The organism is Mycobacterium sp. SP-6446 (assembly GCF_001954045.1).
In the GTDB taxonomy this organism is placed as follows: Bacteria; Actinomycetota; Actinomycetes; order Mycobacteriales; family Mycobacteriaceae; genus Mycobacterium.
The window spans coordinates 1-14,962 of record NZ_MBEM01000110.1 but is presented as its reverse complement, the minus strand read 5'-3'; the positions used below and the strand labels follow the sequence as shown (position 1 = coordinate 14,962).

Sequence of the window (14,962 nt, the reverse complement as noted above, 5' to 3'; positions counted from 1 at the left end):
CGGGCCGTGGTTTCGGTGGGCGTCGGTCGGGGTCGACAGCGCCGCCGCGCTGGCCGCGCAGGTGGGTTTGACGTTGACCGGCGTCCGCATGGTCGGCGGCCGGGTGGTGGCGAGCCTGGCGGCGATGTGAACGGGCCCCGCCTTCCCCCCAGGTTCCGAAGCCCGCTGCGCGGCCCGTGGCTGACGTCGGTGTTCGGGCTGGTGCTGTTGGTGACCCTGCCGATAGTCATCGTCACCGGGCTGCTCTCCTATATCGCCTACGCGCCGCAGTTCGGTCAGGCGATACCCGCCGACGTCGGCTGGCTGCGCCTGCCCATCTTCTCCTGGCCCACCCGACCGTCGTGGCTCTACCGCCTGACCCAGGGACTGCACGTCGGGCTGGGCCTGGTGATCATCCCGGTGGTGCTGGCCAAGCTGTGGTCGGTGATCCCGCGGTTGTTCGATCTTCCGCCGTTCCGTTCGATAGCCCAAGCGCTGGAACGGCTTTCGTTGCTGATGCTGGTCGGCGGGATACTCTTCGAGATCGTCACCGGCGTGCTCAACATCCAGTACGACTACATCTTCGGGTTCAGCTTCTACGACGCCCACTACTTCGGGGCGTGGGTGTTCATTGCCGGCTTCGCCATGCACATCACGCTGAAGATCCCCCGCATGGTGTCCGGGTTGCGGTCGCTGCCGCTGCGCGAAGTGTTGCGCACCAACCGAACTGACACCCGCCCGCAACCGCCCGACCCCGACGGGCTGGTGGCCGCCGATCCGGCCGAGCCGACGATGAGCCGCCGCGGCGCGCTGGCCCTGGTCGGCTCCGGCGTGGCGCTGATCGCCGTGTTGACCGTCGGCCAGACCGTCGGCGGGGATACCCGCCGCGCCGCCCTACTGCTGCCGCGCGGGCGGGGCGTTCGTGATGCCAACGGCGACTTCCCGGTCAACAAAACCGCCGTCGCCGCGGGTATCACGCCGGAGAGCGTCGGTGCGGGCTGGCGATTGACACTGCGGGCCGGCGCCTCGGTAGTGGTGCTGGACCGAGCCACGCTGGCCGGCATGCTGCAAAGCACCGCGCGGCTGCCGATCGCGTGCGTCGAAGGGTGGTCGACCGTGCAGACCTGGAGCGGCGTGCGGCTGGCCGATCTGGCCCGGCTCGCGGGCGCACCCGCGCCGCGCTCGGCGCAGGTGGTATCGCTGCAGCGGGGTGGCGCGTTCGGCGCGGCGACGTTGCAGGCCAACCAGATTCGCGATCCCGAAGCGCTGCTGGCGCTGCGGGTCAACGGCGCAGACCTGTCCGTGGATCACGGGTACCCGGCCCGGATCATCGTTCCGGCACTGCCCGGCGTGCACAACACCAAGTGGGTGGCGTCCATCGAATTCTTACAGGGTTGAGATGTCGAAATCCGAGCGTTTCAGCGCGATCTACGGTTCCCACCCGCTGCACCTGCTGACGATGGTGTCCGGTTTCGCGCTGCTGGGTTACATCCTGACCACGTTCAAGCTGGCGACGCTGTGGAACGCCGGCACCTGGTGGCAGTCGATAGCGGTGTGGTTCGCCGCCGCCGTCATTGCTCACGACTTGGTGCTCTATCCGCTGTACGCGCTGGCCGACCGCGTCGTATGGGCGCGCACCAGCCGGCAGTCGAACCATCCAAAAATACTGGCCCGCAACTACATTCGGGTGCCGGCGCTGGGAGCAGGCCTGACCCTGCTGATTTTCCTGCCGGGCATCATCGAACAGGGCGGGCCCACCTACCAGGCGGCCACCGGGCAGACCCAGCAGCCGTTCCTCGGCCGATGGTTGCTGCTCACCGCGGCGATGTTCGCCGTCAGCGCCGTCGTTTACGCCGCGAGGCTTGCCGCGGCGCGTCGCCGGCCCGGCGCGCAGAAAACGGACGAAGGACCGTCAACAGCGCAGACATAGCCGCCAGCAACCCCTGCCAGCCGCGATTTCGTGCCCGCATGACACGGCTGACGGATTCGTCGTTTCCGTTGAGTCGGCAGGGGTACAGTCCCCTACATGACGGCGCGGGTTCCGAGCATGAGTTGTCTGAAGTGGTTGCTACGAGCCCGGCCCGGCGACTACATGCTGGCGTTAAGCGTCGCCGGAGCTTCGCTGCCGGTCATCGGTAAGCACCTCGAGCCCCTGGGCGGCATGACCGCCATGGGCGTGTGGGGTGCCCGCCACGCACCGAACGCGATATCCGCCATGAAAAAGGATTGGCTGACACCGGGCATCAACGACGAGCGCCGGCGGGATCGGGAGAGCACGCACCAGGTCTCGGTCGCTGCCTTGCGAGGGGTGGTGTCAGCCGCGGAGCTGGAAACCGAGTGGCCCGCGGCGGAGCGGACGCCCCCGCTTTGGGAGGCCCTGCGCCAACGCCGCTATCTCTACCGCCGTGCGGTCCACTACGGCGACCACCCCGCGCAAGTCCTCGATGTGTGGCGCCGCAAGGATCTGCCCGCACAACCCGCGCCGGTGCTGATCTTCGTCCCGGGCGGCGCCTGGGTCCACGGCCGCAGCGCGCTGCAGGGGTCCGCCCTGATGTCGCGGCTGGCCGAGCAGGGCTGGGTGTGCCTCGCGATCGACTATCGCGTCGCCCCGCTGCACCGCTGGCCGCGCCACATCACCGACGTCAAGACCGCCATCGCGTGGGCGCGCGCCAATGTCGACAAGTTCGGCGGCGACCGCAATTTCGTTGCGGTGGCCGGTTGTTCGGCCGGCGGGCACCTGTCCGCGCTGGCCGGACTCACCCCCGACGATCCCCAACTCCAGGCGAAGTTGCCCGAGGGCTCCGACAGCTCGGTCGACGCCGTGGTCGGAATCTATGGCCGCTACGACTGGGAGGACCGTTCGACTCCCGAACGTGATCGCTTCGTCGACTTCCTGGAGCGCGTGGTGGTCAAGAAGACGATCGCCCGGCATCCCGAGGTGTTCCGCGACGCCTCACCGATCGCGCGGGTGCATCGAAACGCTCCGCCGTTCTTGGTGATTCACGGCAGCAAGGACAGCGTCATTCCCGTCGAGCAGGCGCGCAGCTTCGTCGAGCGGCTGCGGGCCGTCTCGCATTCGATGGTCGGCTACCTGGAGTTGCCCGGGGCGGGCCACGGCTTCGACCTCATCGACGGTGAGCGCGCCGGCGTGATGGCCCACGCGACATCGCTGTTCCTCAACCAGGTCTACCGCGCCAAGACAATCGGGGCCAAAGAGGTTATCTGAGCTGGTCCCGCTGAGTAGGGTCGCCTCTATGAGCAAGGGGCAGTGGTGAAACGGCTGAGCGGCTGGGACGCCGTACTTCTGTACAGCGAGACGCCCAACGTGCACATGCACACCATCAAAGCCGCGGTGATCGAGCTGGACCCGGCGAGTCGCAGCCTCGACCTCGAGTCCTTTCGCCGCGTCATCGGCGCCCGGCTGCACAAGCTCGAGCCGTTTTGCTATCAGCTCGTCGAGATCCCGTGGAAGTTTCACCATCCGATGTGGCGCGAGCACTGCGAGGTCGACCTGGAATACCACATCCGGCCCTGGCAGCTGCCGGCTCCCGGCGGGCGCCGCGAGTTGGACGAGGCGATCGGGCAGATCGCCAGCACCCCGCTGGACCGCGACCGCCCGCTGTGGGAGATGTACTTCGTCGAGGGCCTGGCCAACAACCGGGTGGCCGTCGTAGGCAAGATCCACCACGCGCTCGCCGACGGTGTCGCCTCTGCCAACCTGCTGGCGCGCGGCATGGACCTGCTGCCCACACCGGAGGGCGGTCCGCCGCAAAACGACCCGGCCCCCACCAAACGCCAGCTGCTGTCGTCGGCGTTCGTCGATCATCTCCGGCAGGCCGGCAAGCTGCCGGCGACGGTTCGCTACACCGCGCAGGGCATCGGCCGGGTGCGACGCAGCTCGCGCAAGCTCTCGCCGGAACTGAGCCGACCCTTCGAGCCGCCGCCGACGTTCATGAACCACATGATCACCCCGGAGCGCAGGTTCGCGACCGCGACGCTGGCGCTGGCCGACGTCAAGGAGACCGGCAAGCGGCTCGGCGCGACCATCAACGACATGGTGCTGGCCATGTCGACCGGTGCGCTGCGCACGTTGCTGTTGCGCTACGACGGCAAGGCCGAGCCCCTGCTGGCCTCCGTTCCGGTGAGCTTCGACTTCTCGCCGGAGCGGATCTCCGGAAATCGCTTCAGCGGAATGCTGGTCGCCCTGCCGACCGATGCCGACGACCCGCTTGAGCGGGTGCGGTGCAGCCACGAGAACGCGATCTCGGCCAAGGAGGGCCATCAGCTCATGGGCCCGGAGCTGGTCAGCCGTTGGGCGGCGTACATGCCGCCGGTGGGGACGGAAGCCTTCTTCCGGTGGGCGTCCGGCCGGGACGGACAGAACAAGGTGCTCAACCTGAACATCTCGAACGTTCCCGGTCCGCGCGAGCGCGGCCGGGTGGGCGGCGCCCTGGTCACCGAGATCTATTCGGTGGGGCCGTTGACCGCCGGCAGCGGTCTCAACATCACCGTCTGGAGCTACGTCGATCAGATCAACATCTCGGTGCTCACCGACGGCGCCACGGTCAAGGATCCGCACGAGGTGACCGAGGCCATGATCGCGGATTTCATCGAAATACGCCGGGCCGCAGGGCTTTCCGAAGAGTTGACGGTCATCGAGGCGGCGATGGCGCCGGCCTGACGGGCGGTAGTCGAAGCTCCGGGCGCGGCGGCCGTTACCATCGGTCGGACACCAGCGATTCAAAGGAGACTCGCAGCACCGTGAGCGACGAAGCCCCCAATAACGAACCCGAAGTTCTCGTCGAGCAACGGGATCGAATCCTGATCATCACGATTAACCGGCCGAAGGCCAAGAACGCCGTCAACGCCGCCGTCAGCCGCGGGCTGGCCGACGCCGTGGATCGGCTCGACAGCGACAACGGGCTTTCGGTGGCGATCCTGACCGGCGCGGGCGGCTCGTTCTGTGCGGGCATGGATCTCAAGGCGTTCGCCCGCGGCGAGAACGTCGTCGTCGAGGGCCGCGGCATGGGCTTCACCGAACGCCCGCCCGCCAAGCCGCTCATCGCCGCGGTGGAAGGGTTCGCGTTGGCCGGCGGCACCGAGCTGGCGCTGGCCACCGATCTGATCGTCGCGTCCAGGGACTCGGCGTTCGGCATCCCCGAGGTCAAGCGCGGCCTGGTCGCCGGCGGCGGGGGGCTGCTGCGGCTCCCCGAACGCATCCCCTACGCGATCGCGATGGAGCTGGCGTTGACCGGGGACAACCTCTCGGCCGAGCGCGCTCACGAGCTGGGCCTCGTCAACGTCCTGGCCGAGCCGGGCAAGGCGCTGGACGCGGCGATCGAGTTGGCGGAGAAGATCACCGCCAACGGGCCGCTCGCGGTGGCCGCCACCAAGCGGATCATCACCGAATCCCGGGGCTGGAGCCGCGACACGATGTTCACCGAGCAGATCAAGATTCTGGCCCCGGTGTTTTCGTCGAATGACGCCAAGGAAGGCGCGATCGCGTTCGCGGAGAAGCGCCCGCCCCGCTGGACCGGAACGTAGGTCCTACGGGTCCGGGTCGGCCAGATAGCGCTGCACGGTCGGCCCGAGCCAGCCGACAACATCGTCGATCGGGGCCGACGCGATCGGCTCGATCCTGAGTTGGTACCGCGCGAACGCCAGCCCCGCCAGGTGGCTGGCCACCAGCTCGACGCGCAGCTCGGCATCGGTCACCCCGAACTCCGCCGCGACCCGCTTCGCGATTGGCCCGGCGAGGCTGTCGTGCAACACCTTTCGCGCCTGCGGGTGGATCGCCGCCGACCGCCACAGCGTCAGGAACGGCTCGAAGACGGCGCCCTCCTCCCAGTGCTCGAGGAAGCGGCGCACCAGCCTCGGGCCGATCCGCTCGGCCCCCTCGTCGAGGAGCCCGGCGAGCTGATGTAGCGGGTGCTCGGGGCCGGTCAGCGTGGACGCGGTGAAGAGGCCTTCCTTGTTGCCGAAGAAGTAGTAGACCATCGCGACGTCCACGCCGGCGTCGGCGGCGATGGCGCGGACGGTGGCCCCTTCGTATCCCTGGCGCATGAAGCGTTCGCGCGCGGCGTCGAGGATTCGCTGTCGGTTCTGTTGCCCGGTGCGCCACCGGCCGGCCCGCCGCGGTTCGACCATGACGCCACAATACTTCAACAACCGTTGATGAATCCTACTTGCAGGCGTACGTTGTTCTTCAACGGAGGTTGAAGTAAAGGAGGTCCGACATGGTGACAACCGCGCGTCGACGCCTTTGGTGGCGACACCTGATGTCCGTCCTGCTCTTCCCGGTCACGGTGACGCTCGTCGTCCCGGCCCTGATCGTGATCCCGGCCGGGGTGCGAACGGCCCACCTCGGCACCGCGCTGGCGGTGGTGCTGGTGACCGTCGGCTGCCTGCTGATCGCCGCCGGTTTGGCCCTGATGGTGTGGACGAACGTGCTGTTCGACCGCGTCGGCGAGGGCACTCTCGGGCTGGGCAACGTGATGGGGGAGCCGGTCCATCTGGTCGTGCGCGGCCCCTACCGGCACGTGCGCAACCCGATGATCACCGGCGTGCTCTGCATCCTGCTCGGCGAGGCGGCCATCACCGCGTCCACCGCCCTGCTGACCTGGTTCGCGATCTTCTTCGCATTTCAGGCGACCGCGATCTGGTTCTGGGAAGAACCCCATCTCACCGAGCGCTACGGCAGTGAATACGTCGACTACCGGCGCAACGTCCCGCGCTGGATCCCCCGGATCACTGCCTGGACCCCGGGAGCGGTTTAGCAAATCGCGGGTGCGGGCACCTCTAGGCATGCCCGCACGCCATATCCTTCATTTCCTTGCTCCCGCGGTAGTCGCGGCGGCGGGCGCTAGCGCGTCCGTCCTCGCGTCTGCAATCCCCGTCGCCAGCGCCGATCCGTGTCCGGACGTTCAGGTGGTCTTCGCCCGCGGCACCGACGATCCTCCCGGTGTCGGCCCCACGGGACAGGCCTTCATCGACTCGTTGCGCCCGCGCGTCGGCGCAAGGTCTTTCAACGTATATCCGGTCGACTACCCCGCGACGTATGACTTTACGAACGCGGCCAAGGTCGGCATCAGGGACGCGAGTTCGCATATCGTTTCGATGGCGCACGACTGCCCCAACACGAAGATGGTGCTCGGCGGTTACTCCTCAGGCGCGGCCGTGATGGGCTTCGTCACTTCGGCCGACGTACCAGCTGGGATCGATCCGGCGACGGTACCCAAGCCGCTGGACCCCGAGGTGGCCAACCACGTCTCCTCGGTCGTGCTCTACGCACTCCCGAGCGACAAGACGATGAACCTTTTCGGCGCGCCGCCGGTTGTCATCGGCCCGCTCTATCAGCCCAAGGCCATCGTGGTGTGCGCTCCCGGGGACCCGATCTGTTCTGACGGGGGCAGTTTCGACGTCCATAAGTCGTATTCGAGCAACGTCGCGGTGATCGACCAGGGCGCGGCCTTCGCGGCCGATCGCCTTGCCGCGGCGGGTCCCGGCGGCCCGCCGGGTGCGGGTCCCGGCGGTCCGGCGGGCGCGGGTCCCGGCGCATCGGCGGCCGTTCTCGCGTCTCCGTCTTCCGGTGGAGGCTCCGGCGGATAACCGCCTCGGTGCGTCGACCGCATCCCGTCCACCCACCCGGCGTCGGTTACACTATGGCCTCAGTTTGTAAAGGGGTGGGGATCCCCAGAAGGATCGAGGATGAGCATTTCGTTGCTGCTTGAGATGGCCGCGTCGAGCAACCCCGATCGCCTTGCCGTCGTCTCCGAAGACGTGCGCCTGACCACGCAGCAGCTCAGCGATCTCGCCGACGGCGGCGCGAGCATCCTCGCCCGATCCGGCGCGAGGCACGTCGTCTACATCGGGACCGGTGGCGCGATGCTGCCGCTGCTCATCTTCGCGGCGGCACGGGCCGGCCTGCCCTTCACCCCGCTCAATTACCGGCTTTCGGCCGACGGCATCCAGACGTTGATCGACCGGCTGCCCGATCCGGTGGTGATCGTCGACGACCGCTACCGGGAGATGCTCGGCGACGCGTCGCCGCGGGTGCTGCTCACCGACGACTTCCTGACGGCCGCGCGCGGCGGGGCGTCCGACTTCGAAGCGGAGTTTGCCGACCCCGATTCCGTCGCGATCGTCCTCTTCACGTCGGGCACCACGTCGCAGCCCAAGGCCGTCGAACTCTCGCACAACAACCTGACCAGCTACGTCACCGGCACGGTCGAATTCGAGTCGGCCGCACCGGATGACGCCGCGCTGATCTGCGTGCCGCCGTATCACATCGCCGGCATCAGCGCCGCCCTGTCAAACCTGTACGCCGGCCGCAAGATGGTCTATCTGCCCAGCTTCGACCCCGACGAATGGGTGCGGCTGATCAAGGCAGAAAACGTGACCACCGCGACGGTGGTGCCCACGATGCTGGACCGAATCGTCACGGTGCTGGAATCCGGCGGTCACGACTTGCCGTCGCTGCGCAACCTGGCCTACGGCGGCTCGAAGGTCGGGCTGCCGCTGGTCCGCCGGGCACTCGAACTGCTGCCGCAGGTGGGCTTCGTCAACGCGTACGGCCTGACGGAGACGAGCTCGACGATCGCGGTACTGACCCCCGACGACCACCGCGAGGCGCAGGCCGCCTCGGCGGCGGGCGTCGCCAGGCGGCTCGGGTCGGTCGGGCGCGCGGTGCCGGGCATCGAGCTGCAGATCCGCGACGAGGACGGCAGGGTGCTGGGGCCGGGCGAGACCGGCGAACTGTTCGTGCGCGGCGAGCAGGTCTCCGGCCGCTACACCGGGATCGGCTCGGTGCTCGACGAGAACGGCTGGTTCCCGACGCGCGACATCGCCACCCTCGACGAGGACGGCTACCTGTTCATCGGCGGCCGCAGCGACGACACCATCATCCGCGGCGGCGAGAACATCGCGCCCGCCGAGCTGGAGGAGGTTCTTATCGAGCACCCGCACGTTCGCGACGTCGCGGTGGTCGGCGTCGAGGACCCGCAGTGGGGCCAGGCGATCACCGCGGTGGTGGTGCCGGCGCCCGGCTGCGTCCCGGACCCCGACGATCTGCGCGAGTACGTCCGCAAAACGTTGCGCGGGTCGCGCACCCCCGACCGGGTAGTCTTTCGCGACGAGTTGCCAACCACACCCACGGGCAAGGTGCTTCGCCGGGAGATCGTCGAAGAGCTGCGTGCCGCACCGGCCGAGCAGTGAGCAGAGGAAAAATCATGATCAAGAACGGAACCCGCCTGGCCAGTCAGGTGTGTGACACCCAGGTCATCGTCGTCAGAAGCGCCGACAGCCTTGACGACCTCCGTTGCGGGGGTGTGCCGATGGTGGAGATCGGGGCGGAGCGGTCGGGCGAACTCGACCCGGCGTTCTCCGACGGCACCGTGATGGGCAAGCGCTATGTCGACGAAACCGGCGCCGAGGTGCTGGTGACCAAGCCGGGCGCGGGCAGCCTGAGCGTCGGGCAGACCGCGCTTCAGCTCAAAGAGGTCAAGCCGCTACCGGCCAGCGACTGAGGATCGGCTACGCCCCGGGAATTCCGTTGCGGCTGACGAATTCCCTTGCCTTGATGAGGAATTCGAGCTGCTCCGCAACCTGGCTCAGCGGTTGCACGCTGCGCGTCGAGCGGGACAGCACGATCGCACCTTCCAGCGCGGCTATCGACATGACCGCCAGCGACGCGGCGTCGTCGTCGTTGAAGCCATCGTTGGCGAAGGCGTGCGTCAGGGCGGTGCACCAGCGGCCCAGGATGGCGCCGGCCTCGGCGGAAAGCTTCGGTTCGTCGTCGTCCGAGCCGATGGCCGCCGCCACCACCGGGCAGCCCGCGGTGAAGTCGCCGTCGGTCAGCAAGCGTTCCCAGTACTCGATGAACTCGCGCAGCAGGGCCTTGGCGCCCCAGCCGGCGGCGTCGTCGATCATGGCGGTCATGGCATCGCCCGAGTACCGCAGCGCCTCCGCCAGAATCTGGTTGCGGCCTTCGGGGAAGTGGTAATAGACCGAGCCGCGTGGCGCGCCGCTGCGGGCGAGCACCTCGTCGATCGTCACCCCGGCGGCTCCGCGCTCGCGCATCACCTCAGCGGCGCTGATCAGCATCTTCTTCTTGGTGTCGCACCGCTTGGTCGTAGCGGTGCCCCGCATGGGGTCGGTGACAGTCGGCACTGCCGTACCTCCTCCGGCCGGCGTCATGCAGCGTGCGAGTGCCGCGGTACCGGCCAGTGCAGGTTGCGGGGGCTGAACCGGAACGAGCGGCGCTTGAGGTCAGGCATCTCGCGCGTGTACTGATAGCCAGCGACGTTGAGCTCGATAATCCACATGATTTTCTCCCGGCCTGGGTGCGGCCCATGATTATGCTGAGAATCATATAAGACATCGGTCAAGTAAGCAAGTTTTATTCCCTATATAAACCCGACAGCACGGCTAATGGCGTATGCGAGCCGTGAGTGGCCTACTGTGACGGGAAGGTAACCGTAGCGTTTCTATGGTGTATTGCATAATTACTCGCCCTGCGATTCACTGTGACGATGGCGCTACCAAACCTCGACACCGTGTCCCTCGAGCGCGACGGGCACGTCCTGCTGATCGGCCTGAACCGGCCGCATAAACGCAACGCCTTCGACCGGGCGATGCTTGCCGACCTGGCCCGCGCTTACGCGGTGCTGGAATCCGACCCGGCGGTGTGGGCCGGCGTGCTGTTCGCGCACGGCGACCACTTCACCGCCGGTCTAGACCTCGTCGACGTCGGCCCGGGCATCGCGGCCGGGCAGAGCCCGGTGCCCGAAGACGGCCTGGACCCCTGGCGGCTGGACGGCGCGTGGACCACCCCGCTGGTCGCGGTCGCCCAAGGCTGGTGCATGACGTTGGGCATCGAATTGCTGCTCGCGGCCGACATCCGCATCGCGGCGGTCGGAACGCGATTCACCCAGCTCGAGGTGCGGCGCGGCATCTACCCCTTCGGCGGCGCGACCATCCGGCTGCCCCGCGAGGCGGGGTGGGGCAATGCCATGCGCTGGCTGCTCACCGGCGACGAGTTCGACGCCGCCGAGGCCCATCGCATCGGGTTGGTCCAGGAAGTGGCCGACGACCCGGCGGCGGCGTTGGCCCGGGCGCGCGAGATCGCGCACACCATCGCCGACCGCGCCGCGCCGCTGGGGGTGCGCGCCACGCTCGCCTCGGCGCACCTGGCCCGCCGCGAAGGCGAGGCGGCGGCCGTCGGTCGGCTACGGTCCGCCGTCGCCGAGCTGTTCGCAAGTGAGGACGCCGCCGAGGGCGTGCAGTCGTTCGTCGAACGGCGGCAGGCCCGGTTCGTCGGCCGCTAGCGCGCTCGACCGTGCGGCTCGCCGCACGCTCGGCGTGGAAGCGTCAGCTCTCTAGGGTGTAGCCCATCGGCATCAGCACGCTCTTCTGCTGCGTGAAGTGCTCGACGCCTTCCGGTCCGTTCTCCCGGCCGATGCCCGAGTTCTTGTAGCCGCCGAACGGGCAGCAGGGGTCGAACGCGTACCAGTTGATCGCGTAGGTGCCGGTGCGGATCTTCTCCGAAATCTCAATGCCCTTGGGGATGTCGGACGTCCACACGCTGCCGGCCAGGCCGTACACCGAGTCGTTGGCGATCTTGATCGCGTCCTCCTCGGTGTCGTAGGGGACGATGGACAGGACCGGCCCGAAGATTTCCTCTTGGGCGATCGTCATCTTGTTGTCGACGTCGGCGAAGACCGTGGGCTGCACGAAGAAACCCTTGTCCAGTCCCTCGGGCCGGCCGCCGCCGCACACCAGCCGCGCGCCCTCCTCGATGCCCTTGGCGATGTAGCCCTCGACGCGCGCGCGCTGCTTCTCCGAGATCAGCGACCCGATCTGGGCGGCCGGGTCGGACGGCGTGCCGACCGGCAACGCTTGGACGAAAGTGCTTACCGCATCGACGATTTCGTCGTAGCGCGACCGTGGTGCCAGGATCCGGGTCTGCGCGACGCAGGCCTGCCCGGTGTTCATGATCCCGGAGAACACCAGCATCGGGATTGCCGCGGCCAGGTCGACGTCCTCGAGGACGATGGCAGCCGATTTGCCGCCGAGCTCCAGGGTGCACGGTTTGAGCGCCTCGGCGGCGCGGCGGCCGATTTCCTTGCCGACCCCCGAACTGCCGGTGAAGGTGAACAGGTCGATATCGGGGTTCGACGTCAGTGCCTGCCCGGTCTCGATGCCGCCCGGCACCACGGACAGCACCCCCTCGGGCAGGCCGGCCTCGGCGAACACCTCCGCCAAAGCATTTGTGCTCAAAGGGGTTTCGGCAGCGGGCTTGAGCACCACCGTGCAGCCGGCCAGCAGCGCCGGACCCAGCTTGTTGACGGCGAGGAACAGCGGGACGTTCCATGCCACGATCGCGCCCACAACGCCGATCGGCTCACGGTGGACGATGCTCTGCCCGTAGCCGCCGGTGCGGATCTCTTTCCACTTGACCTGATCGACGGCGGGTCCGGCGAAGAAGTTCAAGGCGCCGATCGAGCTCATCCAGTGCATCGTCTCGACGGTGGTCGGCGGTTGGCCGGTCTCGTCGCCGAGCAGCTTGGTGAATTGGTCCTTACGCTCCTCCATCAGCTTGAGCGCGCCCGCGATAACGGCCGCGCGCTCCTTCGGTGGCGTGGTGGGCCACGGGCCGTTGTCGAATGCCGCGCGGGCCGCGGCCACCGCGGCGTCGACGTCGGCCGCCGCCGCCAGCGGCACCTTGCCGACGTATTCGCCGGTGGCCGGGCAGTGCACCTCGATGACTTGGTCGGTCGACGGCTCGGTCCACTTGCCGCCGATGAAAAGCTTGTCGTACTCCGTTGTCGCGTCGCTCATGGGCGCCACCCTACCCAAGCCGACGCAAAACGAGAACATGTTCCATTATCGAGGTACGAGCACCAGCACAAGATTGCTCACCAGGAACTCGCGCAGCACCGGCACCCGCGTCATCCACCAGGCCCATCGGGGGTGGTAGCGGGGGAATGCGGCGACCGCGGCGCCGGTACTGGCCGCCCACGTCAGCCCGTCGGCGGCGTACACCGCGAACAACGACGACCCGTAGTCGTTTTTGGCCGGATGGCCGTGTTTGCGGACATAGCGGGCGGCGGCGCGCTGCCCGCCCAGGTAGTGGCTCAGGCCCATCTCGTGCCCACCGAACGGGCCGAGCCAGACGGTGTAGGACAGCACCACCAGCCCGCCCGGCTTGGTCACCCGCAGCATCTCGGCGCCGAGCTGCCATGGTCGCGGCACGTGCTCGGCGACATTGGACGACAGGCAGATGTCCACCGAGTCGTCGGCGAAGGGCAGCGCCAGGCCCGACGCCCGGACGAAGGTGTCCGCCGGGTTCCCGCCGAAAGCCGGTCCGGCCGCGTGCATCTCGCTTTCGTCGGGTTCCACGCCGATGTAGCGGACACCGGCGTCGCCGAACGCGGCCGCGAAATATCCCGGCCCGCCACCGACGTCGAGCACCGTGCGCCCGACCGGACGTTCGCCGCGGACGCCCAGCCACAGGTCGCTCACCATCGCGGCGGTGTCGGCCGCGAGCGTGCCATAGAAGCGCGCCGGATCGCGCCGCTCGTAGCGGAAGTCCGACAGCAGCCGCACCGAGCGGGCCAGGGTTGCGCGCCGCGCGAAAACGTCGGTGACGGCCACCGCCATACCCTACGCAGCGTCGTCGCCAGGCTAGGCTGACCGGTAATGTCTGCCCTCCGCTCCGTGCTGCTGCTGTGCTGGCGCGACACCGGCCACCCGCAGGGCGGCGGCAGCGAGGCCTACCTGCAGCGCATCGGAGCGCAGCTGGCCGCCTCGGGAGTAGCCGTCACACTCCGCACCGCCCGCTATCCGGGCGCGCCGCGCCATGAGGTTGTCGACGGCGTGCGGATCAGCCGCGCGGGTGGCCGCTACTCGGTGTATGTGTGGGCGCTGCTGGCCATGGCGCTGGCCCGGCTCGGGCTCGGTCCGCTCCGCCGGGTGCGCCCAGACGTGGTCGTCGATACCCAGAACGGCCTGCCGTTCCTTGCCCGGCTGCTCTACGGCCGCAGGGTGGTGGTGCTGGTGCACCACTGCCATCGCGAGCAGTGGCCGGTGGCCGGGCCGGTGCTCGGCCGGCTGGGCTGGTTCGTCGAATCGACGCTGTCGCCCAGGGTGAACCGGAGCAACCAGTACGTGACGGTGTCGCTGCCCTCGGCCCGCGATCTGGTCGCCCTAGGGGTGGACAACAAGCGCATCGCGGTGGTGCGCAACGGCCTCGACGAGGCGCCGCCGCAGTCGTTGTCCGGCCCCCGCGCGGACGCGCCGCGGGTCGTGGTGCTGTCGCGGCTGGTGCCGCACAAGCAGATCGAGGATGCGCTGGACGTCGTCGCCGCCCTGCGGCCGCGGGTACCGGGCCTGCATCTCGACATCGTCGGCGACGGCTGGTGGCGGGAGCGACTGGTCGACCACGCGCACGCGCTCGGCCTTTCCGGCGCGGTGACCTTCCACGGCCACGTCGACGACGTGACCAAACACCATGTGCTGCAACGCTCTTGGGTGCACGTGCTGCCGTCGCGCAAGGAGGGCTGGGGCCTGGCGGTGGTCGAGGCGGCCCAGCACCGGGTGCCCACCATCGGCTACCGATCCTCCGGCGGGCTGTCCGACTCGATCGTGGACGGCGTGACCGGGGTGTTGGTGGACACTCGGGCCGAGTTGGTGGATCGGCTCGAGCGGCTGCTCTGCGATCCCGTGCTGCGTGACCAGCTTGGCGCCAAGGCGCAAACGCGCAGCGGCGAATTCTCCTGGACGCAAAGTGCCGATGCGATGCGCACCGTGCTCGAAGCGGTGCGCGCCGGCGAGTTCGTCAGCGGCGTCGTCTGACCCGGCGGACCCCAGCGCCGGCGGAGCCGACGATCAGCAACGCCAGCCAACCCAGATGCGCGATCACGGCCGCCCGGCGGCGCCCGGCGGACACACCGGCGGTGTCGCCGCCGATCCGATACAGGGCGAG

At 68.6% G+C, this 14,962-nt stretch carries 16 protein-coding genes and 1 pseudogene; 12 read left to right on the top strand and 5 right to left on the bottom strand.

Going from position 1 to position 14,962, the window contains the following annotated elements:
- The 6 genes and pseudogenes from A5736_RS26740 to A5736_RS09420 all read left to right on the top strand — a co-directional run.
- A pseudogene (locus tag A5736_RS26740) lies at positions 1-130 on the top strand (SAM-dependent methyltransferase); the annotation flags it as partial.
- Positions 127-1,377 carry a molybdopterin-dependent oxidoreductase gene (locus A5736_RS09440; protein ID WP_076245798.1) on the top strand — a complete coding sequence of 417 codons (1,251 nt, stop codon included), beginning with the start codon at positions 127-129 and terminating at the stop codon, positions 1,375-1,377. The pseudogene A5736_RS26740 and the gene A5736_RS09440, both read left to right, overlap by 4 nt.
- A gap of 1 nt (position 1,378) precedes the next feature.
- On the top strand, positions 1,379-1,909 hold the full coding sequence (locus A5736_RS09435; protein ID WP_076245796.1) for a hypothetical protein: 531 nt from the start codon (positions 1,379-1,381) through the stop codon (positions 1,907-1,909).
- Positions 1,910-2,005: 96 nt separating this feature from the next.
- Entirely contained in the window at positions 2,006-3,205 is a 1,200-nt protein-coding gene (locus tag A5736_RS09430) for an alpha/beta hydrolase (RefSeq protein WP_076245794.1), read from the top strand.
- Between the two features lie 45 nt (positions 3,206-3,250).
- Positions 3,251-4,660: a wax ester/triacylglycerol synthase family O-acyltransferase gene (locus A5736_RS09425; protein WP_076245803.1), complete on the top strand. Its 1,410-nt coding sequence runs from the start codon at positions 3,251-3,253 to the stop codon at positions 4,658-4,660.
- An 80-nt stretch (positions 4,661-4,740) separates the two neighbouring features.
- On the top strand, positions 4,741-5,523 hold the full coding sequence (locus A5736_RS09420) for a crotonase/enoyl-CoA hydratase family protein (protein ID WP_076245792.1): 783 nt from the start codon (positions 4,741-4,743) through the stop codon (positions 5,521-5,523).
- A 3-nt stretch (positions 5,524-5,526) separates the two neighbouring features.
- Here the strand turns inward: A5736_RS09420 and A5736_RS09415 are convergent, their stop codons facing one another.
- Positions 5,527-6,126 (bottom strand): TetR family transcriptional regulator, encoded by a 600-nt coding sequence (locus A5736_RS09415; protein ID WP_076123618.1) that lies wholly within the window; start codon positions 6,124-6,126, stop codon positions 5,527-5,529.
- 89 nt (positions 6,127-6,215) lie between these two features.
- Here A5736_RS09415 and A5736_RS09410 point away from each other — a divergent pair, with 89 nt between their 5' ends.
- The 4 genes from A5736_RS09410 to A5736_RS09395 all read left to right on the top strand — a co-directional run bounded on the left by A5736_RS09410 (position 6,216) and on the right by A5736_RS09395 (position 9,503).
- Positions 6,216-6,755, top strand: coding sequence for an isoprenylcysteine carboxylmethyltransferase family protein (locus A5736_RS09410; RefSeq protein WP_076123619.1), 540 nt, complete (start codon positions 6,216-6,218; stop codon positions 6,753-6,755).
- Between the two features lie 28 nt (positions 6,756-6,783).
- A complete protein-coding gene (locus tag A5736_RS09405) occupies positions 6,784-7,587 on the top strand; it encodes a cutinase family protein (protein ID WP_076245790.1) in 804 nt (267 codons plus the stop codon).
- A gap of 99 nt (positions 7,588-7,686) precedes the next feature.
- Positions 7,687-9,192, top strand: coding sequence for a class I adenylate-forming enzyme family protein (locus A5736_RS09400; RefSeq protein ID WP_076245789.1), 1,506 nt, complete (start codon positions 7,687-7,689; stop codon positions 9,190-9,192).
- 14 nt (positions 9,193-9,206) lie between these two features.
- A complete protein-coding gene (locus A5736_RS09395; RefSeq protein WP_076058230.1) occupies positions 9,207-9,503 on the top strand; it encodes a hypothetical protein in 297 nt (98 codons plus the stop codon).
- A gap of 7 nt (positions 9,504-9,510) precedes the next feature.
- Here A5736_RS09395 and A5736_RS09390 read toward each other — a convergent pair whose 3' ends face one another.
- The gene (locus tag A5736_RS09390) at positions 9,511-10,125 is read right to left on the bottom strand and encodes a TetR/AcrR family transcriptional regulator (protein ID WP_254848333.1); all 615 of its coding nucleotides are present in this window, start codon (positions 10,123-10,125) and stop codon (positions 9,511-9,513) included.
- Positions 10,126-10,169: 44 nt separating this feature from the next.
- Complete coding sequence (locus tag A5736_RS27035; RefSeq protein WP_255376708.1) at positions 10,170-10,301, bottom strand: hypothetical protein; 132 nt, start codon at positions 10,299-10,301, stop codon at positions 10,170-10,172.
- A 207-nt stretch (positions 10,302-10,508) separates the two neighbouring features.
- Here A5736_RS27035 and A5736_RS09385 point away from each other — a divergent pair, with 207 nt between their 5' ends.
- Entirely contained in the window at positions 10,509-11,303 is a 795-nt protein-coding gene (locus A5736_RS09385) for a crotonase/enoyl-CoA hydratase family protein (RefSeq protein WP_175611232.1), read from the top strand.
- Positions 11,304-11,346: 43 nt separating this feature from the next.
- On the opposite strand, the gene A5736_RS09380 is transcribed toward A5736_RS09385, so the two are convergent.
- Positions 11,347-12,816 (bottom strand): aldehyde dehydrogenase, encoded by a 1,470-nt coding sequence (locus A5736_RS09380; RefSeq protein ID WP_076245785.1) that lies wholly within the window; start codon positions 12,814-12,816, stop codon positions 11,347-11,349.
- 45 nt (positions 12,817-12,861) lie between these two features.
- Positions 12,862-13,632, bottom strand: coding sequence for a class I SAM-dependent methyltransferase (locus tag A5736_RS09375; RefSeq protein ID WP_076245799.1), 771 nt, complete (start codon positions 13,630-13,632; stop codon positions 12,862-12,864).
- 45 nt (positions 13,633-13,677) lie between these two features.
- Here A5736_RS09375 and A5736_RS09370 point away from each other — a divergent pair, with 45 nt between their 5' ends.
- The gene (locus A5736_RS09370; RefSeq protein WP_076245783.1) at positions 13,678-14,832 is read left to right on the top strand and encodes a glycosyltransferase family 4 protein; all 1,155 of its coding nucleotides are present in this window, start codon (positions 13,678-13,680) and stop codon (positions 14,830-14,832) included.
- The last annotated feature ends 130 nt before the right edge of the window (positions 14,833-14,962 follow it).

Bases quoted from the DNA above. Each gene is read 5' to 3' on its own strand.
- A5736_RS09410 (WP_076123619.1), top strand. From the start codon at position 6,216: ATGGTGACAACCGCGCGTCGACGCCTTTGGTGGCGACACCTGATGTCC.
- A5736_RS09390 (WP_254848333.1), bottom strand. From the start codon at position 10,125: ATGCGGGGCACCGCTACGACCAAGCGGTGCGACACCAAGAAGAAGATG.
- A5736_RS09435 (WP_076245796.1), top strand. From the start codon at position 1,379: ATGTCGAAATCCGAGCGTTTCAGCGCGATCTACGGTTCCCACCCGCTG.
- A5736_RS09415 (WP_076123618.1), bottom strand. From the start codon at position 6,126: ATGGTCGAACCGCGGCGGGCCGGCCGGTGGCGCACCGGGCAACAGAAC.
- A5736_RS09430 (WP_076245794.1), top strand. From the start codon at position 2,006: ATGACGGCGCGGGTTCCGAGCATGAGTTGTCTGAAGTGGTTGCTACGA.
- A5736_RS09380 (WP_076245785.1), bottom strand. From the start codon at position 12,816: ATGAGCGACGCGACAACGGAGTACGACAAGCTTTTCATCGGCGGCAAG.
- A5736_RS27035 (WP_255376708.1), bottom strand. From the start codon at position 10,301: ATGTGGATTATCGAGCTCAACGTCGCTGGCTATCAGTACACGCGCGAG.
- A5736_RS09395 (WP_076058230.1), top strand. From the start codon at position 9,207: ATGATCAAGAACGGAACCCGCCTGGCCAGTCAGGTGTGTGACACCCAG.
- A5736_RS09405 (WP_076245790.1), top strand. From the start codon at position 6,784: ATGCCCGCACGCCATATCCTTCATTTCCTTGCTCCCGCGGTAGTCGCG.
- A5736_RS09385 (WP_175611232.1), top strand. From the start codon at position 10,509: ATGGCGCTACCAAACCTCGACACCGTGTCCCTCGAGCGCGACGGGCAC.
- A5736_RS09370 (WP_076245783.1), top strand. From the start codon at position 13,678: ATGTCTGCCCTCCGCTCCGTGCTGCTGCTGTGCTGGCGCGACACCGGC.
- A5736_RS09400 (WP_076245789.1), top strand. From the start codon at position 7,687: ATGAGCATTTCGTTGCTGCTTGAGATGGCCGCGTCGAGCAACCCCGAT.